This is a genomic window from Limnohabitans sp., from assembly GCF_046052765.1.
In the GTDB taxonomy this organism is placed as follows: Bacteria; Pseudomonadota; Gammaproteobacteria; order Burkholderiales; family Burkholderiaceae_C; genus Limnohabitans.
The window spans coordinates 1-23,622 of record NZ_JAVLFQ010000023.1 but is presented as its reverse complement, the minus strand read 5'-3'; the positions used below and the strand labels follow the sequence as shown (position 1 = coordinate 23,622).

26 protein-coding genes are annotated in these 23,622 nt (G+C 53.4%); 18 read left to right on the top strand and 8 right to left on the bottom strand.

What is annotated here, in order from left to right:
* Nucleotides 1-89 precede the first annotated feature (89 nt).
* From ilvD to AC9UG7_RS02130, 3 genes are all read left to right on the top strand, one after another.
* A complete protein-coding gene (ilvD, locus tag AC9UG7_RS02140; protein ID WP_509583624.1) occupies nt 90-1,784 on the top strand; it encodes a dihydroxy-acid dehydratase in 1,695 nt (564 codons plus the stop codon).
* 24 nt (nt 1,785-1,808) lie between these two features.
* The gene (locus tag AC9UG7_RS02135) at nt 1,809-2,114 is read left to right on the top strand and encodes a c-type cytochrome (RefSeq protein ID WP_509583622.1); all 306 of its coding nucleotides are present in this window, start codon (nt 1,809-1,811) and stop codon (nt 2,112-2,114) included.
* A 293-nt stretch (nt 2,115-2,407) separates the two neighbouring features.
* Nucleotides 2,408-2,578, top strand: coding sequence for a hypothetical protein (locus AC9UG7_RS02130; RefSeq protein ID WP_509583620.1), 171 nt, complete (start codon nt 2,408-2,410; stop codon nt 2,576-2,578).
* Nucleotides 2,579-2,656: 78 nt separating this feature from the next.
* On the opposite strand, the gene acs is transcribed toward AC9UG7_RS02130, so the two are convergent.
* Nucleotides 2,657-4,630 carry an acetate--CoA ligase gene (gene acs / locus AC9UG7_RS02125; protein WP_509583618.1) on the bottom strand — a complete coding sequence of 658 codons (1,974 nt, stop codon included), beginning with the start codon at nt 4,628-4,630 and terminating at the stop codon, nt 2,657-2,659.
* Between the two features lie 167 nt (nt 4,631-4,797).
* Here acs and AC9UG7_RS02120 point away from each other — a divergent pair, with 167 nt between their 5' ends.
* From AC9UG7_RS02120 to murI, 3 genes are all read left to right on the top strand, one after another.
* Entirely contained in the window at nt 4,798-5,418 is a 621-nt protein-coding gene (locus AC9UG7_RS02120; protein ID WP_509583616.1) for a TIGR00645 family protein, read from the top strand.
* 23 nt (nt 5,419-5,441) lie between these two features.
* Nucleotides 5,442-7,004 carry a fumarate hydratase gene (locus AC9UG7_RS02115; RefSeq protein ID WP_509583614.1) on the top strand — a complete coding sequence of 521 codons (1,563 nt, stop codon included), beginning with the start codon at nt 5,442-5,444 and terminating at the stop codon, nt 7,002-7,004.
* Between the two features lie 64 nt (nt 7,005-7,068).
* A complete protein-coding gene (murI, locus tag AC9UG7_RS02110; RefSeq protein ID WP_509583612.1) occupies nt 7,069-7,893 on the top strand; it encodes a glutamate racemase in 825 nt (274 codons plus the stop codon).
* Between the two features lie 8 nt (nt 7,894-7,901).
* On the opposite strand, the gene AC9UG7_RS02105 is transcribed toward murI, so the two are convergent.
* From AC9UG7_RS02105 to AC9UG7_RS02085, 5 genes are all read right to left on the bottom strand, one after another.
* Nucleotides 7,902-9,782, bottom strand: a complete 1,881-nt coding sequence (locus tag AC9UG7_RS02105; protein WP_509583610.1) for a sensor histidine kinase — start codon at nt 9,780-9,782, stop codon at nt 7,902-7,904.
* On the bottom strand, nt 9,775-10,422 hold the full coding sequence (locus tag AC9UG7_RS02100) for a helix-turn-helix transcriptional regulator (protein WP_509583608.1): 648 nt from the start codon (nt 10,420-10,422) through the stop codon (nt 9,775-9,777). The genes AC9UG7_RS02105 and AC9UG7_RS02100 overlap by 8 nt, the downstream gene beginning before the upstream one ends.
* Nucleotides 10,423-10,510: 88 nt before the next feature.
* Nucleotides 10,511-11,704 carry an MFS transporter gene (locus tag AC9UG7_RS02095; RefSeq protein ID WP_509583607.1) on the bottom strand — a complete coding sequence of 398 codons (1,194 nt, stop codon included), beginning with the start codon at nt 11,702-11,704 and terminating at the stop codon, nt 10,511-10,513.
* Nucleotides 11,705-11,708: 4 nt separating this feature from the next.
* Entirely contained in the window at nt 11,709-12,809 is a 1,101-nt protein-coding gene (aroC, locus tag AC9UG7_RS02090) for a chorismate synthase (RefSeq protein WP_509583605.1), read from the bottom strand.
* Nucleotides 12,810-12,863: 54 nt separating this feature from the next.
* Complete coding sequence (locus AC9UG7_RS02085) at nt 12,864-13,319, bottom strand: CBS domain-containing protein (RefSeq protein ID WP_509583603.1); 456 nt, start codon at nt 13,317-13,319, stop codon at nt 12,864-12,866.
* Nucleotides 13,320-13,543: 224 nt separating this feature from the next.
* Here AC9UG7_RS02085 and AC9UG7_RS02080 point away from each other — a divergent pair, with 224 nt between their 5' ends.
* From AC9UG7_RS02080 to AC9UG7_RS02070, 3 genes are all read left to right on the top strand, one after another.
* Nucleotides 13,544-14,092, top strand: a complete 549-nt coding sequence (locus tag AC9UG7_RS02080) for a BrnA antitoxin family protein (protein ID WP_509583601.1) — start codon at nt 13,544-13,546, stop codon at nt 14,090-14,092.
* 83 nt (nt 14,093-14,175) lie between these two features.
* Nucleotides 14,176-15,483, top strand: coding sequence for an O-acetylhomoserine aminocarboxypropyltransferase (locus AC9UG7_RS02075; RefSeq protein WP_509583599.1), 1,308 nt, complete (start codon nt 14,176-14,178; stop codon nt 15,481-15,483).
* Between the two features lie 11 nt (nt 15,484-15,494).
* Nucleotides 15,495-16,319 carry an alpha/beta fold hydrolase gene (locus AC9UG7_RS02070; protein WP_509583597.1) on the top strand — a complete coding sequence of 275 codons (825 nt, stop codon included), beginning with the start codon at nt 15,495-15,497 and terminating at the stop codon, nt 16,317-16,319.
* Nucleotides 16,320-16,437: 118 nt separating this feature from the next.
* Here AC9UG7_RS02070 and AC9UG7_RS02065 read toward each other — a convergent pair whose 3' ends face one another.
* Complete coding sequence (locus tag AC9UG7_RS02065) at nt 16,438-17,643, bottom strand: YihY family inner membrane protein (protein WP_509583595.1); 1,206 nt, start codon at nt 17,641-17,643, stop codon at nt 16,438-16,440.
* 10 nt (nt 17,644-17,653) lie between these two features.
* On the opposite strand from AC9UG7_RS02065, the gene AC9UG7_RS02060 reads away from it, so the two are divergent.
* From AC9UG7_RS02060 to AC9UG7_RS02040, 5 genes are all read left to right on the top strand, one after another.
* Nucleotides 17,654-18,130 (top strand): DUF2069 domain-containing protein, encoded by a 477-nt coding sequence (locus tag AC9UG7_RS02060; RefSeq protein ID WP_509583594.1) that lies wholly within the window; start codon nt 17,654-17,656, stop codon nt 18,128-18,130.
* Entirely contained in the window at nt 18,127-19,539 is a 1,413-nt protein-coding gene (locus AC9UG7_RS02055; RefSeq protein ID WP_509583592.1) for an FAD-binding oxidoreductase, read from the top strand. Before AC9UG7_RS02060 ends, AC9UG7_RS02055 begins: the two co-directional genes overlap by 4 nt.
* Nucleotides 19,540-19,566: 27 nt before the next feature.
* Nucleotides 19,567-19,836 (top strand): hypothetical protein, encoded by a 270-nt coding sequence (locus AC9UG7_RS02050; RefSeq protein WP_509583590.1) that lies wholly within the window; start codon nt 19,567-19,569, stop codon nt 19,834-19,836.
* Nucleotides 19,833-20,225, top strand: coding sequence for a TA system VapC family ribonuclease toxin (locus AC9UG7_RS02045; protein ID WP_509583589.1), 393 nt, complete (start codon nt 19,833-19,835; stop codon nt 20,223-20,225). Before AC9UG7_RS02050 ends, AC9UG7_RS02045 begins: the two co-directional genes overlap by 4 nt.
* Before the next feature lie 132 nt (nt 20,226-20,357).
* Nucleotides 20,358-20,540 carry a UPF0175 family protein gene (locus tag AC9UG7_RS02040; protein WP_509583736.1) on the top strand — a complete coding sequence of 61 codons (183 nt, stop codon included), beginning with the start codon at nt 20,358-20,360 and terminating at the stop codon, nt 20,538-20,540.
* Nucleotides 20,541-20,803: 263 nt separating this feature from the next.
* On the opposite strand, the gene AC9UG7_RS02035 is transcribed toward AC9UG7_RS02040, so the two are convergent.
* Entirely contained in the window at nt 20,804-21,274 is a 471-nt protein-coding gene (locus tag AC9UG7_RS02035; protein ID WP_509583588.1) for a GNAT family N-acetyltransferase, read from the bottom strand.
* A gap of 115 nt (nt 21,275-21,389) precedes the next feature.
* Here AC9UG7_RS02035 and AC9UG7_RS02030 point away from each other — a divergent pair, with 115 nt between their 5' ends.
* From AC9UG7_RS02030 to AC9UG7_RS02015, 4 genes are all read left to right on the top strand, one after another.
* Complete coding sequence (locus AC9UG7_RS02030) at nt 21,390-21,677, top strand: CopG family ribbon-helix-helix protein (RefSeq protein WP_509583587.1); 288 nt, start codon at nt 21,390-21,392, stop codon at nt 21,675-21,677.
* Nucleotides 21,665-21,958 (top strand): type II toxin-antitoxin system RelE/ParE family toxin, encoded by a 294-nt coding sequence (locus AC9UG7_RS02025; RefSeq protein WP_509583586.1) that lies wholly within the window; start codon nt 21,665-21,667, stop codon nt 21,956-21,958. The genes AC9UG7_RS02030 and AC9UG7_RS02025 overlap by 13 nt, the downstream gene beginning before the upstream one ends.
* A 70-nt stretch (nt 21,959-22,028) precedes the next feature.
* Complete coding sequence (locus AC9UG7_RS02020) at nt 22,029-22,862, top strand: thymidylate synthase (protein ID WP_509583585.1); 834 nt, start codon at nt 22,029-22,031, stop codon at nt 22,860-22,862.
* On the top strand, nt 22,859-23,622 hold a 764-nt coding region (locus tag AC9UG7_RS02015), incomplete at its 3' end, for a DMT family transporter (protein WP_509583584.1). The genes AC9UG7_RS02020 and AC9UG7_RS02015, both read left to right, overlap by 4 nt.

Sequence of the window (23,622 nt, the reverse complement as noted above, 5' to 3'; positions counted from 1 at the left end):
CTGTCTGCGGATCTGTCAACGACCCTAACCACGCTGAAGTTGCCGAGGCTAAACTCTGTACCTTGTCTTTTTTCACCAATGGAACAGCCATGGCTACCTCACCGATCAAAATCAATCACCGTTCTGCCAATATCACCGAGGGCAAGTCTCGCGCGCCCAACCGCTCTATGTACTACGCCATGGGCTACCAAGAGAGTGATTTCGTCAAACCCATGGTTGGTGTGGCCAACGGTCACTCCACGATCACACCGTGTAACAGTGGCTTACAAAAACTGGCTGACGCTGCCGTAGCAGGCATTGAGGAAGCCGGCGGCAACGCTCAAATTTTCGGAACGCCCACTATTTCCGACGGTATGTCCATGGGCACCGAAGGCATGAAATATTCCTTGGTCAGCCGCGAAGTGATTTCTGACTGTATTGAGACCTGTGTCGGCGGTCAGTGGATGGACGGCGTACTGGTGGTCGGAGGTTGCGATAAAAACATGCCAGGCGGCATGATGGGTATGTTGCGCGCCAATGTGCCAGCCATTTACGTCTACGGCGGCACCATATTGCCGGGTAGTTACAAGGGCAAAGACTTGAATATCGTCAGCGTGTTTGAAGCTGTTGGCGAAAACGCTGCGGGCAAACTCAGTGACGCAGATCTGCGTGAAATTGAAATGCGTGCCATTCCCGGCACCGGCTCCTGTGGCGGTATGTACACCGCGAACACCATGTCCTCATCGTTTGAAGCTCTGGGATTGTCTTTGCCTTATTCGTCCACCATGGCAAATCCACACGATGAAACCCAAAATTCCGCCAAAGCCGCTGCCAAGGTATTGGTCGAAGCGATCAAAAAAGACTTGAAGCCGCGCGATATCGTGACCAAAAAAGCCATTGAAAACGCCGTCGCCGTGATCATGGCCACAGGCGGCTCCACCAATGCTGTGTTGCACTTTCTTGCCATTTCCCACGCCGCACAAGTGGATTGGAGCATCGACGATTTTGAGCGTATGCGCAAGAAAGTGCCCGTGATTTGCGACTTAAAGCCCAGCGGTAAATACCTGGCTGTCGACCTCCATAAAGCTGGCGGTATTCCTCAGGTGATGAAAATTTTGCTCAAAGCCGGTTTGCTGCATGGCGACTGTATGACCATCACAGGCCAAACTGTGGCCGAGAATTTGGCCGACGTGCCAGACACGCCCCGCGCAGACCAAGACGTGATCCGCCCCATCGACAAGCCCATGTACACAGAGGGCCATCTTGCCATTTTGAAAGGCAATTTATCGCCCGAAGGCTGTGTTGCGAAAATCTCAGGGCTAAAAAACCCGGTGATTACCGGACCTGCACGTGTGTTTGACGATGAGCAATCGGCTCTCAAAGCCGTGCTGGATGGAAAGATCAAAGCGGGGGACGTGATGGTGTTGCGCTACCTTGGCCCCAAAGGCGGCCCGGGCATGCCCGAGATGCTGGCACCAACCAGTGCGCTGATCGGCGCAGGCTTGGGTGAAACCGTTGGTTTGATCACCGATGGTCGTTTTTCAGGCGGCACCTGGGGCATGGTAGTGGGTCATGTGGCACCAGAAGCCGCTGTTGGTGGCACGATTGCGTTAATCCATGAAGGAGACAGTATCACGATTGATGCCCACCAACTGCTTTTGGAACTGAACGTGCCTGATGCAGAAATTGAAAAGCGTCGCGCTTTGTGGAAAGCACCTGCCCCGCGTTATACGCGTGGCGTGCAAGCCAAATTTGCACACAATGCCAGTACCGCCAGCAAGGGTGCTGTGCTTGATTTATTCTGATCTTTTTTTCACAAGGATTTGAAAATGAAACGTGTGTTGATGGCCACTTTGTTTGCTGCTTGCTTGAATCCATCAGCTTTTGCAGATGAAAAGTTGGCGGGTACAAAAAATTGTTTGGGATGTCATTCGGTGAATACCCAAGTGGTGGGTCCTGCATTCAAGCAAGTGGCTAAAAAATACGCCGGCAACAAGGAGGCTGTGGATATGCTTGCAGCCAAAGTGCGCGCTGGTGGTGGTGGTGTTTGGGGCTCGAATCCCATGCCTGCCAACCCGCAGGTCAATGAAGCGGAATCCAAAAAACTGGCGACTTGGATTCTGGGTCTCAAGTAAGTTTTTTTAGCGCTCATCCTAAGAGCAACTTCGGTTGCTCTTTTTTTGCCTGTCATAGCAAGCCAGTTTTTGTTTTTTCATAGATGTGTTTATGCCATGCCGTTGATCTGCACAAAGTTTTTCTCCGACTGCATTTCTGTGATTCGATAAACAAATCCACTTCAACAACAAAACAGCACTCAAGCCAAACCATCCTCTCAGGCCGAACAGGAGGGGGCGTTTTTTTCGAGCGACAGCGCAGAAAAAAATCGCACCGGATGGGTCGGCCTCAGCGTGTCTTTAAAACTGCACGAATGCCAACCCCTAACAAATGGGTCGGCCTGAGCGTGTCTTTTATTCACGAGATGTACTCACGCCATGCCGGTTCGGTCGCCGCTCACCGCCTACGGCAACGTTCGCGTCGGCCCGCCCGCCATGCCGTTGATCTGCACAAAGTTTTTCTTCGACTGCATTTGTACAGTTAAGGAAATGGAGCTTGAACCAAATAAACCACTGAAGGCCGAACAGGAGGGGGCGTTTTTTTCTAGCGAAAGGGCAGGAAATCAAACGCTCTCAGACAACTGCGTCAATATCGCTGGATTTTCCAAAGTGGACACATCCTGCGTGATCTCCTCCCCCTTGGCAATGGAACGCAATAAGCGTCGCATGATCTTGCCAGAACGCGTCTTTGGAAGGTTATCGCCGAAACGAATATCTTTGGGCTTGGCAATCGGGCCAATTTCCTTGCCCACATGGTCGCGCAAAATTTTGGCAATTTGCTTGGCCTCATCCCCCGTCGGGCGTGCACGTTTCAACACCACAAACGCACAAATCGCCTCACCCGTGGTGTCGTCTGGTCGACCAACCACCGCGGCTTCTGCCACCAACTCCGTGCAACTGACCAGTGCAGATTCGATCTCCATGGTGCCCATGCGATGACCTGATACGTTCAATACATCGTCAATACGGCCTGTGATGGTGAAGTTGCCCGTGTGTGCATCGCGGATCGCACCGTCCCCCGCTAAATAGTATTTACCTTGGAAGTCATCTGGGAAATAACTTTTCTTGAATCGCTCAGGGTCACCCCAAATGGTGCGAATCATCGACGGCCAAGGCTTTTTCACCACCAAAATACCGGCTTGTCCGTTAGGCACATCTTTGCCGGTCTCGTCAACAATGGCGGCTTGGATACCGGGAAACGGCAGTGTGCATGAACCAGGCACCAAGTGCGTGGCACCTGGCAAGGGTGTGATCATGTGACCGCCCGTTTCGGTTTGCCAGAAAGTATCGACGATAGGGCAACGGCTGCCACCTACGTGCTTGTGGTACCACTCCCAAGCGGCGGGGTTGATGGGTTCACCGACTGAGCCCAGCAATCGCAAACTGTTGAGGTCGTAACGCGCAGGATGCACGGCTTCATTGCCTTCTGCCGCCTTGATGAGCGAGCGAATTGCTGTCGGTGCCGTGTAAAAAATGCTGACCTTGTGGTCTTGGATCATTTTCCAAAAGCGGCCTGCATCGGGAAACGTGGGTACGCCTTCAAACACAATTTGTGTGCCGCCCAAAGCCAGCGGTCCATAGGCAATATAGGTGTGGCCTGTCACCCACCCGATGTCGGCGGTACACCAAAACACGTCGTCGGCCTTCAAGTCAAATGTCCACTCGGTGGTGAGGGCGGCATGCATCAGATAACCACCGGTGCTGTGTTGCACACCTTTGGGTTTGCCAGTAGACCCAGACGTATACAACAAGAACAACGGGTGTTCCGCCTCAACCCACTCGGGTGTACAGGTGGTGGCTTGCTTGTCTGCCACATCGGACAACCACAGATCGCGACCGGCATGCATGGTGATGTCGGCGCCTGAGCGCTTGGCCACCAGCACATGTTGGATGCTGTCGCAACCACCGAGCTTCAACGCTTCATCGACGATAGATTTCAAAGGCAGTTGCTTGCCGCCGCGTAATTGGTGATCGGCGGTGATGACGAGTTTGGCGCCGGTGTCCTCGATCCGGTCACGCAAACTTTGTGCAGAAAAACCACCGAATACCACCGAGTGTGTAGCACCGATACGTGCACAGGCTTGCATGGCGGCGACGCCGTCTACAGACATAGAGATGTAAATGATGACGCGGTCCCCTTTGACGACGCCCAATGACTTCATCGCATTGGCAATTTGGCAGGTGCGTGCCAATAACTGCGAATAGGTTGTGCGCGAGACTTCCCCGCCATCGGCCTCAAAAATAATGGCGGTTTTATCTCCTAGGCCGCGCTCGACATTGCGGTCCAGACAGTTGTAGGAGGCGTTTAAGCGCCCGTCTTCAAACCAAGTAAAGAACGGTGCCTTGTCTTGGTTCAACGATCGGGTGAATGGGGTTTGCCAATGCAGCAAACGTTTGGCCTGCGCGGCCCAAAAGCCTTCGTAGTCTTCTTCAGCATGTTTGACAAGAGCGTGATAAGCATCCATGCCGGAAACGGCGGCTTGCTTGGCGAATGTGGCGGGCGGTGCGAACACCGGCAATATGTGGTCGTGGCTCATGGTTTGTCTCCTGGTATTGAATGGCCGCTGTGCGACTCTGCTTGGGCAGGACTGTCGTGCATGGCTCTTACATGCTACTGACTGGCTTGAAGCTTACGCGATGAGGTAATGCGCATTCCCTAGAATCACTCATTAGAGCTTCCTCTTTCTCTCGGAAAGTATTCACCATGTCAACGCAAGACAAAGCCACCAAAACTCGCCACAGCTCGCTGCTGTCCCGTGCTATTTTCTCCAGTCGCTGGTTGCAACTTCCGCTTTATCTGGGTCTGATCGCTGCACAAGCGGTCTATGCTTTCCATTTCTGGGTGGAGTTAGTGCATTTGCTTGAAGCTGCCTTTGGCAGCCAGACCGCTTTGCAGGCTTTGGTGAATGGCATTGGTTACAAAACCGAGGGCGAGCTGACCGGACTAAATGAAACCATCATCATGCTGGTGGTGTTGGCCTTGATCGACGTGGTGATGATCTCCAACCTGTTGATCATGGTCATCGTCGGCGGCTACGAAACCTTTGTCTCGCGGATGTACCTCGAGCAGCATCCTGACCAACCTGAATGGCTGAGTCATGTGAATGCGTCTGTGCTGAAAGTCAAGCTGGCCATGGCCATCATCGGCATCTCCTCTATCCATTTGCTGAAAACTTTTATCAATGCCGCCAACTATGAAGAAAAAGTATTGATCTGGCAAACCATTATTCACATCACTTTTTTATTCAGCGCCATGGCCATTGCCTACACCGATAAGCTGCTGAATGAAACCCGTGCCATCGAGCACGAACACGCAGAACACTGAAACCCACCAAGCGATAGACACCCATGAGCCACATCACCCCAAACGATTTGATTGAATCCGTTGCAGCCGCTTTGCAATACATCAGCTATTACCATCCTGCGGATTACATCTCGCATCTGGCGCGCGCCTATGAACGCGAGCAAAGCGCTGCGGCCAAGGATGCGATTGCGCAAATCTTGACCAACAGCAAAATGAGCGCCACCGGCCACCGCCCTATTTGTCAGGACACCGGCATCGTGAATGTGTTTCTCAAAGTCGGCATGGGCGTGCGCTTTGAAGGTTTCTCCGGCAGCTTGGACGACGCCATCAACGAAGGCGTGCGTCGCGCCTACAACCACACGGACAACCGTTTGCGTGCCAGCGTAGTTGCTGACCCTCAGTTCGCGCGTAAGAACACAGGCGACAACACACCGGCTGTCATCTTCACCGAACTGGTACCCGGCAATAAGCTGGAGGTGACGGTTGCAGCCAAAGGCGGCGGCAGCGAAAACAAATCCAAGATGGTCATGCTCAATCCCAGCGACAGTTTGGTGGACTGGGTGCTCAAAACTGTGCCCACCATGGGCGCGGGGTGGTGCCCGCCGGGCATGCTGGGCATAGGCATTGGCGGCACCGCTGAAAAAGCCATGCTGATGGCCAAAGAGAGTTTGATGGACGACCTCGACATGTACGAGTTGCAAGCCAAGTCTTCCAAAGGCGAGAAGCTGACGCCGACCGAAGAACTGCGACTCGAGCTTTACGACAAAGTCAACGCCTTAGGTATTGGCGCTCAAGGCCTGGGCGGTTTGACCACCGTGCTCGACATCAAAATCAAGATGTACCCGACGCATGCAGCCAGCAAACCGGTGGCCATGATCCCGAATTGCGCCGCGACACGCCATGCGCATTTTGTGATGGACGGTAGCGGCCCTGTGTACCTAGACCCGCCGTCACTGGACAGTTGGCCTAAAGTCGATTGGATGCCAGACACCCAAAAAAGCCAACGCGTCGATTTGAACCACTTGACCCGCGAACAAGTAGCCGCATGGAAACCTGGTCAAACATTGCTGCTCAATGGCAAGATGCTCACCGGACGCGACGCCGCCCACAAACGTATTCAAGACATGCTGGCCAAAGGCGAGCCACTCCCCGTGGATTTCACCAACCGCGTGATTTACTACGTCGGCCCGGTCGACCCAGTGGGCGATGAAGCCGTCGGCCCCGCTGGTCCCACCACCGCTACACGCATGGACAAATTCACCGAGATGATGCTCGCGCAAACCGGTTTGATCGCCATGGTCGGCAAGGCCGAGCGCGGTCCCACCGCCATCGAAGCCATACAAAAACACAAGTCGGCATATTTGATGGCGGTCGGCGGCGCGGCCTACCTCGTGTCTAAAGCCATCAAACACGCCAAGGTGGTGGGCTTTGCAGACTTGGGCATGGAAGCCATTTATGAATTCGATGTGGTCGATATGCCGGTCACCGTAGCGGTGGACGCAGGTGGTACCAGCGCGCATATCACCGGCCCGGCCGAATGGTCCAAGCGCATCGCCAGCGGCGAATTCAAAGGCATCTCAGTCAAAAGCGTTTCATCTGACGCATGAAACACTGCCCCCACCTCCAACAAGCGGTTGAATGGATGGTTCAAGACAAGCTCGGACTGACCACATGAATACCCATGCTGTCACCGACTTACCCATCGGTGTGTTTGACAGCGGTGTCGGGGGCTTAAGTATTCTTCATGCACTGCAAAACCAAATGCCGCAAGAAGCGTTTGTGTATTTGGCTGACAGCGCTCATGCACCCTATGGTGAACGTGACGAGGCATTCGTGTTGCAACGTGCCCAAGAAGTTTTAAGCATTTTGAAAAGTCAACATCACATCAAAGCATTGGTCGTGGCTTGCAACACAGCAACTGCTTTAGCCATCCAAGTGTTGCGCCAAGAAAATCCTAGCCTGCCAGTTTTTGGTGTTGAACCCGCGATCAAACCTGCGGCCATGGCCAGTCGTACCAAAAAAATTGGCGTCATCGCCACAGCGGCGACATTGAACAGCGCCAAATTTTTAGATCTACACCACGGCCTGCAAAACCAAGCTGAATTTGTCCTGCAAGCCTGCGAAGGTCTGGCCGATGCGATTGAACAGCAATGGCAACAAGCAGATGACAGTGCGGTGCAAAGCTTGTGCAGCAAATACCTTGAAAAAATGGGCACATTTGGAACTGCGCCAGGACACATAGACACACTGGTGCTGGGTTGTACCCACTATCCTTTTGCTAAGACACCACTTACTGCGCTGCTTGGCCCGGATGTGACTTTGATTGACACAGGCTTACCGGTGGCAAAACACGTTCAGCAGGTGCTGCAAGCCCGCCAATTACTGGCAACCTCCCACGCACCCTCACTTCAATTGCTGGCAACGGGTGACACGCTCAATCTGCAAATTGCAGCCAAGGTATGGCTTGATTTGACACAACCAGTGACCCAAGTTTGAATTTGAGTTCAAGCCAATGGCAAGCCAAAACCAATCATGGTTCCTTTGCCGGGTGTACTTCGCAAGACCACCTCTAAATGCATTTGCTGCGCCAACTGCCTGAAACTGTACAAACCCAATCCCAAATGACGCATCGCACTTTCAGTCTGATCAAAGCGTGTGAACGCTTCAACAGCGTCTTCGAGTTGCTTTTCTGACATGCCCACGCCATTGTCCATGCACCAAACCCATACACAATCAGATTTGCGACGACAGCCAAGCAATACACTGCCGCCAGAACCTGTGTACCGCATGGCATTCGTCAAAAGATTGCGCACCATTCGAATGACTTCTATTGAATTGACGCGTACTTTGTAGGTCGAAGAACGGAATCGCAGCATCACCTGTTGTTGCTCTGAGAGTAAACGCATTTCGTTGACCAGTGGCCGCAATATGTCATCGATGGGCATGTCTTGCAGCTTTTGCAAATTACTCCCATTTGACTTTGACCCCTCAGACCAAAACCGCAAGTGCGACATGAAGTCATCGATCGACTGACTGGCCAATTGCATGCCACTGAGCAATTTAAGTCTTTTGTCTGGGTCCGCTTGTACCAAGGCTTTGGCGTACAAAAGCAAACTTTGCATCGGCTGCCATAAATCGTGGTGCGCCGCTGCAAACCAGCGGCTGCGTTCACGCGTCAGGTGCATATGGATGCGCAACGTATCCCGTTCACGCAGGACCTGCATGCAAGCACACCAGCCCAACATACTGGTGACCACAGCGCCTTGCACAAAATGCGTGCCCAAGGTTGTGGCCAATGGCCACTCTAAAAAGCGAAATAACCAATAAATGAGCATGCCCAGTAAATAAACCACCCAGACCGACACAAATACGGCGCGTTTAAAGCCAGGTTGACGATGAAAATGCCACACACTGACGAAAAGCATGATGAAGGCGTGGACATTACCGCCAAGTAAAAGTATCCATCTGATTTCATTGGGATACAGCCACAAACACGTTGCCAGCGTCATCCACCAACTGGCCGCCGCCATATGTAAGCCTTTGTGTAGAGCTGGGTAATGCAAAGCTGTATTTAAAAATGCTTGCGCATGGTAAGTGCTGACACCGAACAACAAACCATAAGCAACACACCCAAGCCGTGCGTTTTGAACTCGACTGATACCCGGCCATAGCAAACTCATCAGCCCACTGATCCAGGCTGCAGCCACCCATTCAAGCAGCGCAAAAAGAATGAAAAGCATCAAGGTCTTGGATCGCAAAACCGGCAGAAAAGTCAGCGCATAAAACACCATCAACATGGGGGCGGCCATCACAACGCCAATGAACAAACACAATTTCAAATGTTGCTGCATGAATGCTTGTGGTGTTTGTAATATCAAAGGAAATTGCACCCGATTCACACTTTGTATGCGCACCAATAAATCGATCTGTCTGTAACTGGTGTCATAAATAGGCCATGTGGGAAATAACTGTCCGCTGCCCCAGCCGAAGTTGGTGGTTTCATGCAACTGATCTTGGCGTCGCCATTCGCCCCCATTGAAACGCAACCAGAGTTCACTGTTTTCTTGCGTGGGCGCCTGCAGACTCAACCACAGTGGCAAGCGGTTCGCGTCCTCTTGACTCATGCGCCAAGCGGCCCAATACGGGGCGCTGTTGGCCGGTGCCACTGGTTGATGTGCATGCGTGAGTTGCAAGGCATCTGGGCCTAGACTGCGTTCCCATGCCTGCTCAGGTGTGAGACCGGGTAAGGCGTCAGGAACGATTCGCAATTGCTGCCACAACCATGGTGACACCACAGTTTCAGCCGCGGCATCAAGCACCCACAGCAAGCCTGCAGCGATACACATACACAAGCCATGACTGACATACACAAAATGCTTAGTCATTTGGCATACCAAGCGCGTGCGACCACCGCCAATACATCGACGAAGCCTGCGTTTTATTTTTAACATCCAATCGCTGGTAAATCACATTCAAGTGAGTCCGTACTGTGCTTTCTTCTATACCCAGTTGCTGCGCAATTTCACGGCTGGTTTTTCCACGGGCCAATTCTGACAATACGCGCAGTTGCCGATCTGATAACAAGTACAAAGGCTGCGGCTCAGCTTCCCTTGCTGATAAGGCTGTAGATGCATGATGACCTGTTGGGGGCGGAGGCAAGGCCAGTGCGTGTAAAGCCGCCTCCACCAATAGGGAGACAGGTTGGGACTTGTGCACATACAAGACGTGGTTAGCTAAACAAACGCTTTCAATATCGTGGTCATCCACCATGGAAAAAACCATCATGGCCCCGAGGGGACGTGCCTGACAAAACACATGCAAGGTCTCGATCCCTTGTGAATCAGGCAAGTTCAAATCCAACAATACCAACGCCAATTCAGGATGCTGTGCTAACAACGCAAGTCCTTGCGCTTGACTGTTGGCATGCAAACACAAAGCACCTGGCAAAATATGTTGCAAGCTGATAGACAACGCGTTGACCATCATCGGGTGGTCTTCAATGATCAAAATACAAGGGGAAGTCATGCGTCACTCTCCTTCAGGTGAGAGTGACAAAAATTCAACGAAACTGCAAGTTAGTTTTTATAAATCTGAATATTTATGCGGCTGTAGATCAATGAGGTTTCATAAGAGAAACCGAACGCAGTTTGACAGCACACAGCAAAGCCAGCAAAGCCACCGGTATGCCCATGACAAACACTTGTTGCAAACCGAAACGCGTACTGAGCGCTGCACCGCCTAAAGCGCCTGTGACACCGGTGAAACCGTAGCCGATGACGGCGTACAAAGCCTGTCCCCTGCCGCGCAATCTTCCGGGGAAATGTTTGGATAACCATGCAATACACACAGTGTGTTGCACCGCAAAAGTAAACACGTGCAGACACTGCGCCAGCAACAATACCGGTAGCAGTGGCGCATAAAACGCGGTCAAGCCCATGCGCAACACCATCAAGCCAGTACATACGCACAGCCATGTCGGCAAGCTCAACCAATGCAGCCACTTACTTTGCGAGAAAAAGCCCATGATCTCCACAATGACTGATACCGCCCACAGTATGCCTATCATGTCTTTACCGTACCCCAATTCATCCAAATACAGCGAAAAGAATGTGTAAATGGACACATGCGACAACACATGAAAAAACAATGTTGCAAAAAACCACAAGCTCTGCGGTTGACGCAAAACTTGCCAGAAACCGGCTTGCCCTTGAACCTGCACCACCGACTCGCGCTTGTCGGGCAATGTCCAAGTGCTGATGTTGACAGCCAATAAAGTCAACACCGCCCAGTAAGGAAAACCGGACATGCCCTGGGCTTCAAACCACGCGCCAGAGATAAACACCGTGACCAAGAAACCGACCGAGCCCCACAAGCGTATGCGCCCGTAACGGCGCACATCCAAGGTCCCCATGTGACTCACCAGATGCGCCATGGCGGCTTCACTCATGGGCATCATGGCGCTGGTGTGTATGAACATGCCAAACAACACCGCTGCCAGCCACCAGGGTGACGGGTGAAACAACAATCCAAAGGAACACAACAAAGCCATGCCCGAGCACCAACGCATCAAAGGCACGCGCGCACCGTTACGGTCGCTCAACCAACCCCAGATATAAGGCGCGAACACACGCGTGACCGCTTGCATGGACGTAAGCAAACCGATCATCCATAGGCTCAGGCCTAAATGCTTGAGCCACAGCGGCAAGTAAGGATTGAAAAAACCGATATGAGCGAAGTAACTGGCCGACAAAGCGGCGAACGGCACCAGTTGTCGCCGCGTGGCACGCGGCGCTGTGTCCATGGTCATGGCATTAAGCGCCGCGTTGCGCAGGGATAGGCGACAAAGGCATCACCACATCGCCGCATTGGGCACGGTGACGCAAAGCATGATCCATGACCACCAGCGCCAGCAAGGCCTCGGCAATCGGTGTGGCGCGTATGCCGACGCAGGGATCGTGGCGACCTTTGGTTTGCACCTGTGTGGCCGTGCCATCGCTATTGATGGTGTCTCGCGGCGTCATGATAGAACTGGTCGGCTTGATCGCAATGCTGACCTCCAAGTCTTGACCGGTACTGATGCCGCCCAAGACGCCACCCGCGTTGTTACCAATGAAACCCTCTGGCGTGAGGCTGTCGCCGTGGGTGGAACCGCTCTGTACCACGCTGGCAAAACCCGCGCCTATTTCTACGCCCTTGACTGCGTTCAAGCCCATCATGGCAAAAGCAATGTCTGCGTCCAAGCGGTCGTAAATGGGTTGACCCAAACCGACCGGCATGTGTTGCGCCACCACGCGGATGCGCGCGCCGCAGGAGTCGCCCGCTTTACGCAAACTGTCCATGTAGGTTTCCAAATGCGACACATCCGCAACAGGTGCATAAAACGGGTTGTGTGGCACATGCGCCCAATCTTCAAAGCCTATGGCGTGTTCACCAAGTTGCGTCATGCAGCCTTTGAAGGTGGTGCCGAATTTCTCCAGCAACCATTTTTTAGCAACAGCTCCAGCAGCGACTGTGGGTGCGGTCAGGCGAGCGGAGGAACGCCCACCGCCGCGCGGGTCGCGCACGCCGTACTTTTGCAAATAGGTGTAGTCAGCGTGGCCTGGGCGGAAGGTTTGCAAAATATCGCCGTAGTCTTGGCTGCGTTGGTCAGTGTTTTGAATCAACAGTGCGATGGGAGCGCCGGTGGTCACGCCTTGGTAAACGCCGCTCAGAATTTGCACTTGATCGGGTTCTTGGCGCTGGGTGACATGGCGACTGGTGCCGGGACGGCGGCGATCCAGATCATGCTGTATGTCGGCCTCGCACAAAGCCATGCCGGGCGGACAGCCGTCGATGACGCAGCCTATGGCCGGGCCGTGGGATTCACCGAAGTTGGTGACTGCGAATAAGGTGCCTAAGGTGTTTCCGCTCATATGTGGGATTATCCATGAGGGGCCGGCTCAGGGAATGAAGCGGACAATGAAGGTCTAATTCGGATTGCTACCCTGCTCCTGCGGCCAGTCGCGTATATAGGCTTTGAGCATTTGGTTCTCGAAATTTTGGCTGTCCACCACCGCCTTGGCCACGTCGTAAAAGCTGACCACGCCCATCAATTGACGGTTACTCATCACCGGCAAATACCGCGCATGGCGTTCGAGCATCATGCGACGCACCTCGTCCAGTTCGGTGTCAGGAGAGCAGGTGAGCGGGTGGTCGTCCATGGCGCCGCGCACCGTGGTGTTGCCCAAATGACCGCCATTGCTGTTGAGCGCCAGAATCACTTCGCGAAACGTGAGAATGCCAACCAAATCCCCGTGGTCCATCACCAGAATAGAACCAAGGTCATGCTCTGCCATCATTTTCACTGCCTCTGCCAATGGCACCAATGGCGCGATGGTGTAGAGCGCATTGCCCTTGGTACGCAAAATATCGCTGACTTTCATGGGCTGTCTCCAGTGGCTTGTCTTGCAAGTTATGGTTTCAATATAGCTCAGAAAAGTATTAGCGACCACCGTTGATCAACGCGGATAGACATGAAGGTGTTTTTTTCAGCGCCTAAGACGTAACTGCTTCACATTTTTAAAGCTTTACCTGAAACACCTTTTACACAAAACTTCAAAGACAAGCTCAACTTGGCTAGTCATACGATATATTGTGGGTACAATAATTGAGTCATTTTTCATACGATCCTGCAAAGTCAGAAAAAAACATGGCTCTCCGGGGATTGAGTTTTGAATTGGTCAGTGAATTTGAATGGGAAACATCATTGATCGCTGAAGATATCTGCCATGACTATGCAGAAAAGCGCTACCAAGCGCTGGGGTTCATTGGTATGAAGTTGTATATGCTGGTGTTTACTTTGCGAGCGGAGTTGATTCATGTCATCAGCCTGAGAAGAGCCAATCAACGAGAAAGAAAAAATATGTCACCCAAACCTCAAGCTGAACTAACCGACAGAGATAACCCGCAAGCAGATGCGGCGTGGTTCAACCGTGCTCGTCCGGCTAAAGAAGTGCTGCCTGATTTGTTAGGCCACAACGCGGCTGAACACTTGCTGACGCCCAAACGCGGACGTCCTCCCTTACCTGCCACCAAAAGCCATATCAATCTGCGTTTAGATGCAGACATTGTTGAGCAATTCAAACAATCGGGACGCGGTTGGCAAACGCGGATGAATCTGGCTTTGCGTGAGTGGCTAGCGACACACAGCTTCTGACCATTGACAGGCTGTCATTGGGAAAATTTTGGCAGCAGGAGTTTCCCCCACAATCACCACCTCCACCCTAGCCTGAGGTTTCCATGCCCGGATACGCCGATCCCCATTTCGACACGCTGGCCTTGCACGCCGGCAGCCAGCCCGACCCTGCCACGGGCGCGCGCGCTGTTCCTATCCACTTGACCACGTCGTTTGTCTTTGAGTCTTCTGACCAGGCGGCCTCACTGTTCAACCTAGAGCGTGCGGGTCATGTCTACAGTCGTATCAGTAACCCCACCACCGCGGTGTTCGAGCAACGCATTGCGGCACTTGAAGGCGGCATAGGCGCCATCGCCACGGCCAGCGGTCAAGCTGCGCTGCACTTGAGCGTGGCCACGCTGATGGGTACGGGCTCGCACATCGTCGCCAGTTCGGCCTTGTATGGCGGTTCGCACAATTTGTTGCACTTCACCATGCGCCGCTTCGGCATTGAAACCACGTTTGTTCATCCGAATGACATCGATGCTTGGCGTGCCGCCATACGCCCCAATACCAAGTTGTTGTTCGGCGAGACCGTGGGTAACCCGGGCTTGGATGTGCTGGACATTCCCTTGGTTTCGCAAATCGCACATGAACACGGTGTGCCCTTGCTGGTGGATGCAACGCTGTCCACGCCTTATTTGTTGCAACCCTTGTCGCTTGGCGCTGACTTGCTGTACCACTCGGCGACCAAATTTTTAAGCGGTCACGGCACGGTGATAGGCGGCGTGGTGGTCGACGGCGGTTCTTTCGACTGGGAGAAAAGCGGCAAATTTCCTGAGCTGACCGAGCGCTACGAAGGCTTTCACAACATGGTGTTTTCCGAGGAAAGCACGGTAGGCGCATTTTTACTTCGCGCAAGACGCGAGGGTTTGCGAGACTTCGGCGCGTGTCTCAGTCCGCACTCGGCGTGGTTGATTTTGCAAGGCATGGAAACGCTACCGTTGCGCATGGAAAGGCATCTGGCCAACACCGAAAAAATCGTTGAGTTTTTAGCGGAGCATCCTTTGGTCTCGCGCGTCGGTCACCCGTTGATGGAAAGCCACCCCAGTCACGCATTGGCACAAAAACTGTTGCGCGGCGGTGCGCGCGGTGCGGGCTCGGTATTCAGCTTTGACATCAAAGGTACGCGAGCCCAAGGCCGCGCTTTCATCGAGGCATTGAAACTCTTCAGCCATTTGGCCAATGTGGGTGACAGCAAATCGCTGGTGATTCACCCGGCCAGCACCACGCATTTCCGTATGAGCGACGAGGCGTTGGCGTCTGCAGGCATTGGCGCGGGCACCATCCGTTTATCGGTGGGTCTGGAAGACCCGGCCGATTTGATCGATGACTTAAAGCGTGCCTTGCGTGCCGCTGAAAAAGCCGCTTAAAGGAGCACACCATGTACATCGATGTGAACGGTCACCGCAGTTACGCCTACACCGGCGGCAAGGATTTCAACCCGGCGCAACCCACGGTCGTGCTGGTGCACGGCGTGTTGTGCGACCACAGCGTGTGGCTGCTGCAAAGCAGATACCTCGCACACCATGGCTGGAACGTCTTAGCGGTGGACTTGCCCGGCCATTGCAAAAGCGCAGGCGCACCGCCAGCCACTGTCCAAGAGGGCGCAGCCTTTGTTAAAGATTTATTGGATGCCATGGAGATCAAACACGCTGCATTGGCAGGCCACAGTTTCGGCTCACTGATTTGCTTGCAAGCAGCGGCAGAGTTGGGCGAGCGTGTCACGCATTTGGCCATGGTTGGAACCGCTTACCCGATGCACGTCTCACAAGGTTTACTCGATGCATCGCGTGACGCGCCAGAAAAAGCCTTGCATATGACAAATGTTTTTTCACGCGCCACCTTGTCGCCCCCATCAGGTGCGGGCAGTTGGGTGTTTGGCGCCAGCCTGGCCTTGGGTCGGCGGGTATTGGCCAGCAACGCCAGCGTGAATGTTTTTCACACAGGTTTTAACGCTTGCAACAGCTATGACCAAGGCTTGCAAGCCATGGCGGCGGTGAAGTGTCCAGTGTTGATGGTCTTGGGTGACGCCGATCAAATGACCACACCCAAAGGGGCGCAGCCTTTGATCAAATATGCCAAAGACAACGGCATTGCATTGAAAGTGGTGATGATTCCTAACGGTCACCACCAGATGAGCGAGTCGCCGGATGAAACACTGGATGCGATGAAGAAATTTTTAATGGATTCGGCGATGTCCGCCTAGAGCCCTACATGCATGCGTATAAAAAATAACTAATGGATTCAGCGACGTCCGCCTAGTCCCGCATGCATGAGCCTACACAGGTACTCGTGAATTTCTGTTTCATCATGCAGCAATCCGCTTATATGAAGTCTGCCAACACACGATCGCGCCATTGTTGATGCACTGCCTTGCTGCCCGGTTGATCTGCCAAGAGAAGTTGGGTCATCAAGGGCTCTACCAACACGGAATTTGCATCCACCAGCAATACATAACGCGGAGCTTTGCCTGCATTGTCCTCATTCAACAAGCCAACCCAATCCAGTTGTTGCAGTTGCTCTAACACCTGCTGCATTTGTAACGGATCAGCGTTCAAACGCACAGAGAGTTCACGCAAACCTGCGCCATAACTTTTCCCCACCCGGGAGTTGTTGAGTTCGCGCAAAGTGTCCAGCGCCAATTGAAAATCAGCACCCGGCAATTGCGGATCTCGCACATGGCCCATGGTCAAGCCCGTCCAACTTGCCACCAGCACTGCACCCAGCAAGACAATCGACCATGTCATGTATATCCACACTAGCAAAATCGGCACCGTGGCAAAAGCACCGTAGACCAGAGAAAACGTGGACATTCGCGCTAAATACCAAGTGAGAAGACTGCGTGCAATCTCCATCACCAGCGTGGTACCCAAGCTGCCAACCAGCACTTGGCGCCATGGCACATGGGTATTGGGCACAAAGCGATAAAGCGCCGAAATACCTCCCCACAACAATACAAACTCGAGGACATCTAAGGCTTGCTTCATGGCTGGACTCTGGCTTCGCAGTGAGCCGCCAGTCCACAAAATAACCGAGGCCATGGTCACTAATCCAGCAGCCACCAGTATCGGTCCCAGCGTGAGTGCTCCCCAATACAGCAAGACCCGCTGCCCCCAAGGTCTGGTTTTATTGACGCGCCAAATAGCGTTCAGACTGCGGTCGATAGTGAATACCAGCGCCAAGGCTGAGAACATCAGCGCCGCGAAACTCACTACGCCAAGTCGACTGGCCTTGGTGGTGAATTGCGTCAAATAACCCAGTACCTGCCGAGAAATGGTGTCTGGAATCAAACTCTCGATCAGCCAACGCTGCAACACGTTTTGAAACTGGTCGAACAAAGGAAATGCTGTGATCACGGCCAATGCCACGGTAATCAATGGCACCAGCGCAATGGTGGTGGTGAATGTCAAAGCGCCAGCTGTTTGACCCAGGCGGTCCTCGGTAAACCGTTGACCCAGGCGACGTGCCGTTTGACGCCAGGGAAACTGCCGCAACCGGCTCACAAAGTTTGAGATATGCGTGACAATCATGGTCTATATCATGCCATTGAACAACACCCCAACTTCCCTCGCGCACCGACACGCGCAACTCACCCGTCTATTGGCGGTGGGCAGCCTGCTCGGCCTGATTGTTTTATCGCTCGCCTGGGAGCTGTGGCTGGCACCTTTGCGGCCGGGCGGCTCTTGGCTGGTGCTCAAAGCCTTGCCTTTGTGTTTGCCATTGGCAGGTTTGCTGAAAAACCGCATGTACACCTACCGTTGGGTCACCTTGGTGGTGTGGTTGTATTTCGCTGAAGGTGTGATCCGCTGGAACGGCGACCGCTGGCCCAGCAACATGTATGCAGCGATTGAAGTGGGTTTGTGTTTGGTTTTGTTTGCCGCCAGTGCCATGCACGTGAGGTGGCGTTTACAGCATGCGGCATTGGCAAAGCAGCTTGAAACAGAACAAAGCCAACCAGCGGATGCATCAGCTCCAGTGTCTGGTTTGGCATCCTCATCAGAAGCCCACAAACCATGAACAAGTTGATAGACAGCTTGCGCCTTGTTTGTGGCGATAGCAATGTACTCACAGGCGAAGGCTTGTCGGCTTACGAGCGCGACTGGCGCGGCCGCGAGCACGGGCGAGCTTTGTGCGTGGTGCGACCGGGCAGCACCGCTGAAGTATCTGCCGTCGTTAAATCATGTGCGGCTGCCGGTGCAGCCATGGTTCCGCAAGGCGGCAATACAGGTCTGGTGATGGGATCTACGCCCGACACCTCGGGACGCGAAGTGGTGATCAACTTACAACGCATGAACCAAGTGCGCCACATCGATCCGGCAAATGCCACCCTCACCGCAGATGCCGGTTGCATTCTTCAACACGTGCAACAAGCTGCAGACCAAGCAGGTTTTTTGTTTGCGCTCAGCTTGGCATCCGAAGGCAGTTGTACGCTAGGCGGTAACCTGGCCAGCAACGCGGGCGGCACGCAAGTACTGCGTTACGGCAATACGCGCGACCTTTGTCTGGGGCTTGAAGTGGTGACCGCGCAAGGCGATGTGTGGGCGGGCTTAAGTGGCTTGCGCAAAGACAACACCGGCTACGACTTGCGGCATTTGTTCATTGGCAGCGAAGGCACGCTGGGCATCATCACCGCCGCCAGCATGAAACTGTTTCCCAAACCGGCGGCGCAACGTATGGCCTGGGCGGCTGTGCCTAACGTGCAAGCTGCGATTGATTTGATGGGCATGGCGCAGCAACAACTTGGTGCGGGACTGACAGGTTTTGAGATGATGTCTCACATATCGCTGGGCTTGGTAGCCAGGCATTTCCCTGCTCTGCAAGTGCCACTTTGGCAAGATGCGCCCTACTGCGTGCTGCTGGAATTCAGCGACACCGAATCCGAAGCACATGCCGAACAACGCCTGGAACAACTGCTGGGCGCGGCACTTGAAAAGAATGTCGCCAACGATGTGGTGATAGCGCAAAGCTTGGCGCAGTCGCTCGAACTCTGGCAAGTGCGGGAAAGCATTTCATCGGCGCAAGCAGCCGAAGGTCTGAACATCAAACACGATATTTCGCTGCCCGTGTCAGCGATAGCCGAGTTTGTGAAACAAACCGATGCGGCTTTGGCAAATGCATTGCCCGGCATTCGTGTGGTGAATTTCGGGCACTTGGGCGACGGCAATTTGCACTACAACATCCAATGCCCTGAAGGCGCAGATGCCGCAGAATTTTTAAAGACTCATGAGCATGCGGTGAACCACATGGTTTACGAAGCCGTCATGTCGTTTGGCGGATCGGTCAGCGCCGAGCATGGCATAGGCCGTTTGAAAGTCGATAGCCTGCCGCAGTACAAAGACCCGGTGGCGCTGCAACTGATGCACAGCATCAAACAAGCTTTGGACCCGCACAACCTGATGAATCCAGGGCGGCTGCTGATGCGCTGATGCGAATGCATCAGATACAATGCCGTCATGCGTACCACCTTAGACCTTGACGATGACATTCTGGCTGCTGCCAAGTCCTTGGCCAAAGCCGGCCAAACCACAGCCGGACGCATCATTTCCGACACCATGCGCCGAGCTATTCAACTCGGTTTGGCAGATCCTGCACAAGCCCATTCTTCATCTGTTGTTGCCATGGAACCGCCAGCGGTTTACGGTTTTGTGCCACTGACATCTCTTGGACAACACATCGTCACCAGCGACATGGTGCGTGCCATACGCGACGACATAGGCGAATGAAACTGCGGGCCTTGCTCGACACCAGTGTGTTGATTGCATTGCTGGATGCCAACCATGTTCACCATCGCTTGTGCAGCCAATGGCTGTCAACCCACACAGCAGGCTGGGCCAGTTGCCCCATCACTTTGAACGGCTGTGTACGCATCATGTCGCAACCCAGCTACCCCAACCGTTTGCCTATGCAGACCGTGGTCGCCGGTTTGCAGCAAGCCATGCGTCACCCCATGCACGAGTTCTGGGCGAATGGCATCAACCCCCTAGATGCAAACGCCATTGATTGGCAGCAAGTGCTGCGCCCTGCGGACATCACTGATGCTTATTTGCTGGCACTCGCGGTGCGTCAGCAGGCTTGTCTTGTCACCTTGGACCAAGGCATATCTGTGAAATAGGCAACGGGCGCTGAGAATAAACATTTGATGCGATTGGCTTAAATCAATGGGCATGAGCAGATCAGGCCGGACGCCGTGATGATCGGCCTGTAGTCTGGAAAACTTTTATCCGAACCCGGTGCACGTGCAGCACTGGCAACGGCTTTATTTCGAGATGACGGTTTGTCACTGGCACGGGGCGCTCGCATGGCGCAAATGCCCATGGCTAACTTCATCACCCACGTATCCAGACTTGGCATTCCAGTGATCACACACGAAGCCCACGAAGTCACACGCGACATGGAAACTTTGGATCAATGGCTCGCTACTTCATAAGCGATGCAAGCCTGTTGATAGGGCTTGCCATCGTCGATGGACTCGACCGTGCTTCGCAATGTGGGTGAGCGTTGATTCTGTCAATGTGTGACCTGTTCAACCACCGCTTTCAACGCCACAGGGTCCAAGGTCAAAGGAATGTGTCCAATGCCAAGCAACAACTTAACCGACCAGTCTTTTCCTGCAGTTTGCACAATGCCTTGAAGCTCTTGTGATTTCAGTAAGTCATCGGCGTCGCACGCAGCAGAGAACCACCGCTAACGCTAAAAAAATTCGCCTTGAAGCACATATTTGCTGTAGGTGAAAAAAACCTCATCCCTCACCCAACCCAAAGCTTCATATGCAGCTTGAGCCGGGCTATTGTTTTTCGCAGTGCTTAGATCCATCCTGGACTTGCCGTTCTCCAAAGCAATCTGCTCAGCGGCTTGCAATAGCTTTTTGCCGGCACCTGAACGCCTTGCACTAGGTAAGACAAACAAGTCATACAAGACATAAATGTCAATGGCTTCTACGGAGCAAAAAGTAGGGTAAAGCTGACAAAACCCGATGGCGTGTTGCGTACTGTCAAGAACCAACAAAATCACTGATTCCGAACGGCGCATACGCTGCTCAATGAATTGTTTGGCGAGTTTTAGGTCAGGCGCTTGTTGATAAAACTGTCTATACGCATCAAATAAAACTGACACAGCATCAAGATCAGCAAGGTTAGCCTGTCGAATAAGTGTGGTGTCCATTTTTTTTACCATTTCTTATTATGAGCTATTTTTAATTAATTCAAATTGAACTTGACTTTCATGTAGTGGGTTACCATACTTTGCACTACAAAGTAACCGGCCAGATCCAAACACCATGACTTCAACCACTGTACCGATGTCCATCCGTTTGGATGTGACCGCGCGGGAAAAACTCAAAGCCATCGCCCTGCGCCAAAAGCGCAGCCCTCATGCGCTTGCCACCGAGGCGATTCTTCAGCTAATCGAACAACAAGAACGCGCTCACGCATGGCATGAAAGCTGTGATGCAGCTATCAAACATTTTGACGAAACCGGTTTGCACGCCACCCAGGATGAAGTCATGGCCTGGTTAGATTCATGGGGATCGGATAAAGAACTCCCCCCGCCGGTATGCCATCCGTAAAGTACTCTGCACAAGCCATCGCAGACCTGCAACGGCTTCATGACTTCCTGGCTACACAAGACAAAGATGTCGCAAAGCGAGCCATTGCTGTCATTCGTGATGCGCTCACAAAAATTGCTGTCATGCCGGAAAGATTCCGCCCTGTAGAAGGCAGAATTTACTTGCGCGAAGCCATCATTGATTTTGGCAGCAGCGGCTACATAGCCAGATTCAGGCACCTTCCCGGCGACGATATCTTGATTGCCCGAATCAAACACCAAAAAGAAGATGACTTCAACTAGGCCAATCTTCAGGTATCAGGTCCTCATTCGTGATTGAGTGCGCCATGAAGCTCCGCTTTAAACTCTCCCCATGACTTCCGCCACCATCCCCACCCCCTACGAAGATTTCATGCGCCACGTGTACACGCACGGGGTCGAAAAATCCGACCGCACCGGCACTGGCACGCGCAGCGTGTTCGGGCACCAAATGCGTTTCGATTTGCGCCAAGGTTTTCCGCTGGTCACCACCAAAAAAGTTCACCTGAAATCCATCATCATCGAGCTGCTGTGGTTTCTCACCGGTTCGAGCAACAACAACTGGCTGACCGAGCGTGGCTGCACGATTTGGGACGAATGGGCCCGCGCCGACGGCGACTTGGGTCCGGTGTATGGTGTGCAGTGGCGTAGCTGGCCGACACCTGATGGCCAACACATCGACCAGATCAGCGATGTGATTCACACGCTCAAAACCAACCCCGATTCGCGACGCATCATCGTCAGCGCTTGGAATGTGGCCGAGTTGTCCAAGATGGCGCTCATGCCTTGCCACGCGTTTTTTCAGTTTTACGTGGCACCACCCACTACCCCAGGCGGCAAAGGCCAACTCAGTTGCCAGCTTTACCAGCGCAGCGCAGACATCTTTTTGGGCGTGCCTTTCAACATCGCCAGCTATGCGCTTTTGACCCACATGGTGGCGCAGCAATGCGACCTGGAAGTCGGCGACTTCATCTGGACCGGTGGCGACTGCCATATCTATAGCAACCACCACGAACAAGTGGAATTGCAGTTGACCCGCTCAGCTTTCCCCGCTCCAACGCTTCACATCAAGCGCAAACCGGCATCTATCTTCGATTATGAGTTCGAAGACTTCGAGGTGCGTGACTACCAATGTCACCCGGCCATTAAAGCGCCGGTGGCGGTTTGAAAACACCGCACATCACACGCGCGCAACTGATCGCGCTGGTGGGCTTAACCTTGATGTGGGGCATCAACTGGCCGATGATGAAAATCGCGGTGCGCGAACTGCCCGCGCTGTATGTGCGAGGCATCACCATGGGTCTGGCTTCACTGTGGCTGATGTTTTATTTTCGAACCCGTGGTTTGCGTTTATGGCCTGCCACGCCGCGCGAATGGCGCGACATCGTGCTACTCGCCATACCGAATATTTTTTTGTGGCACACCTTGTCTATATTGGGCGTGCTGGCTTTGCCTGCTGGACGCGCGTCAATATTAGGCTTCATGTTTCCGGTGTGGACCGTGGTGTTTGGCGTGTTGTTCATGGGACAACAACTGAACAAACGCATCGTCATCGCGGTCATTGCAGCGCTGCTGGGTATAGGGCTTCTCATCTCGCATGAAATCACTGCTTTGCAAGGCAAGCCCATGGGCATTGTGTGGATGGAGCTTGGTGCCATCAGTTGGGCGATAGGCACGCTTTGGATGCGGCGTATCCGTTTCACCCTGCCTGTGCAATCTCTGACGGCGTGGATGATGTTGCTCAGCAGTCCGGTGATTTTGCTCTTAGCCTCAGCGACCGAGACTTGGCCGACGTGGCAAATTTCTCCCATGGCCTGGGGCAGTTTGGTATATGCGGTTTTTGTGAATTACGGCTTTGCACAAATCATTTGGTTTGGCATGGCGCGGGACCTGCCGCCTGCGACCAGCGCCATGAGCATCATGGCCGT

Bases quoted from the DNA above. Each gene is read 5' to 3' on its own strand.
- ilvD (WP_509583624.1), top strand. From the start codon at position 90: ATGGCTACCTCACCGATCAAAATCAATCACCGTTCTGCCAATATCACC.
- AC9UG7_RS02135 (WP_509583622.1), top strand. From the start codon at position 1,809: ATGAAACGTGTGTTGATGGCCACTTTGTTTGCTGCTTGCTTGAATCCA.
- AC9UG7_RS02130 (WP_509583620.1), top strand. From the start codon at position 2,408: ATGCCAACCCCTAACAAATGGGTCGGCCTGAGCGTGTCTTTTATTCAC.
- acs (WP_509583618.1), bottom strand. From the start codon at position 4,630: ATGAGCCACGACCACATATTGCCGGTGTTCGCACCGCCCGCCACATTC.
- AC9UG7_RS02120 (WP_509583616.1), top strand. From the start codon at position 4,798: ATGTCAACGCAAGACAAAGCCACCAAAACTCGCCACAGCTCGCTGCTG.
- AC9UG7_RS02115 (WP_509583614.1), top strand. From the start codon at position 5,442: ATGAGCCACATCACCCCAAACGATTTGATTGAATCCGTTGCAGCCGCT.
- murI (WP_509583612.1), top strand. From the start codon at position 7,069: ATGAATACCCATGCTGTCACCGACTTACCCATCGGTGTGTTTGACAGC.
- AC9UG7_RS02105 (WP_509583610.1), bottom strand. From the start codon at position 9,782: ATGACTAAGCATTTTGTGTATGTCAGTCATGGCTTGTGTATGTGTATC.
- AC9UG7_RS02100 (WP_509583608.1), bottom strand. From the start codon at position 10,422: ATGACTTCCCCTTGTATTTTGATCATTGAAGACCACCCGATGATGGTC.
- AC9UG7_RS02095 (WP_509583607.1), bottom strand. From the start codon at position 11,704: ATGACCATGGACACAGCGCCGCGTGCCACGCGGCGACAACTGGTGCCG.
- aroC (WP_509583605.1), bottom strand. From the start codon at position 12,809: ATGAGCGGAAACACCTTAGGCACCTTATTCGCAGTCACCAACTTCGGT.
- AC9UG7_RS02085 (WP_509583603.1), bottom strand. From the start codon at position 13,319: ATGAAAGTCAGCGATATTTTGCGTACCAAGGGCAATGCGCTCTACACC.
- AC9UG7_RS02075 (WP_509583599.1), top strand. From the start codon at position 14,176: ATGCCCGGATACGCCGATCCCCATTTCGACACGCTGGCCTTGCACGCC.
- AC9UG7_RS02070 (WP_509583597.1), top strand. From the start codon at position 15,495: ATGTACATCGATGTGAACGGTCACCGCAGTTACGCCTACACCGGCGGC.
- AC9UG7_RS02065 (WP_509583595.1), bottom strand. From the start codon at position 17,643: ATGATTGTCACGCATATCTCAAACTTTGTGAGCCGGTTGCGGCAGTTT.
- AC9UG7_RS02060 (WP_509583594.1), top strand. From the start codon at position 17,654: ATGCCATTGAACAACACCCCAACTTCCCTCGCGCACCGACACGCGCAA.
- AC9UG7_RS02055 (WP_509583592.1), top strand. From the start codon at position 18,127: ATGAACAAGTTGATAGACAGCTTGCGCCTTGTTTGTGGCGATAGCAAT.
- AC9UG7_RS02050 (WP_509583590.1), top strand. From the start codon at position 19,567: ATGCGTACCACCTTAGACCTTGACGATGACATTCTGGCTGCTGCCAAG.
- AC9UG7_RS02045 (WP_509583589.1), top strand. From the start codon at position 19,833: ATGAAACTGCGGGCCTTGCTCGACACCAGTGTGTTGATTGCATTGCTG.
- AC9UG7_RS02035 (WP_509583588.1), bottom strand. From the start codon at position 21,274: ATGGACACCACACTTATTCGACAGGCTAACCTTGCTGATCTTGATGCT.
- AC9UG7_RS02030 (WP_509583587.1), top strand. From the start codon at position 21,390: ATGACTTCAACCACTGTACCGATGTCCATCCGTTTGGATGTGACCGCG.
- AC9UG7_RS02025 (WP_509583586.1), top strand. From the start codon at position 21,665: ATGCCATCCGTAAAGTACTCTGCACAAGCCATCGCAGACCTGCAACGG.
- AC9UG7_RS02020 (WP_509583585.1), top strand. From the start codon at position 22,029: ATGACTTCCGCCACCATCCCCACCCCCTACGAAGATTTCATGCGCCAC.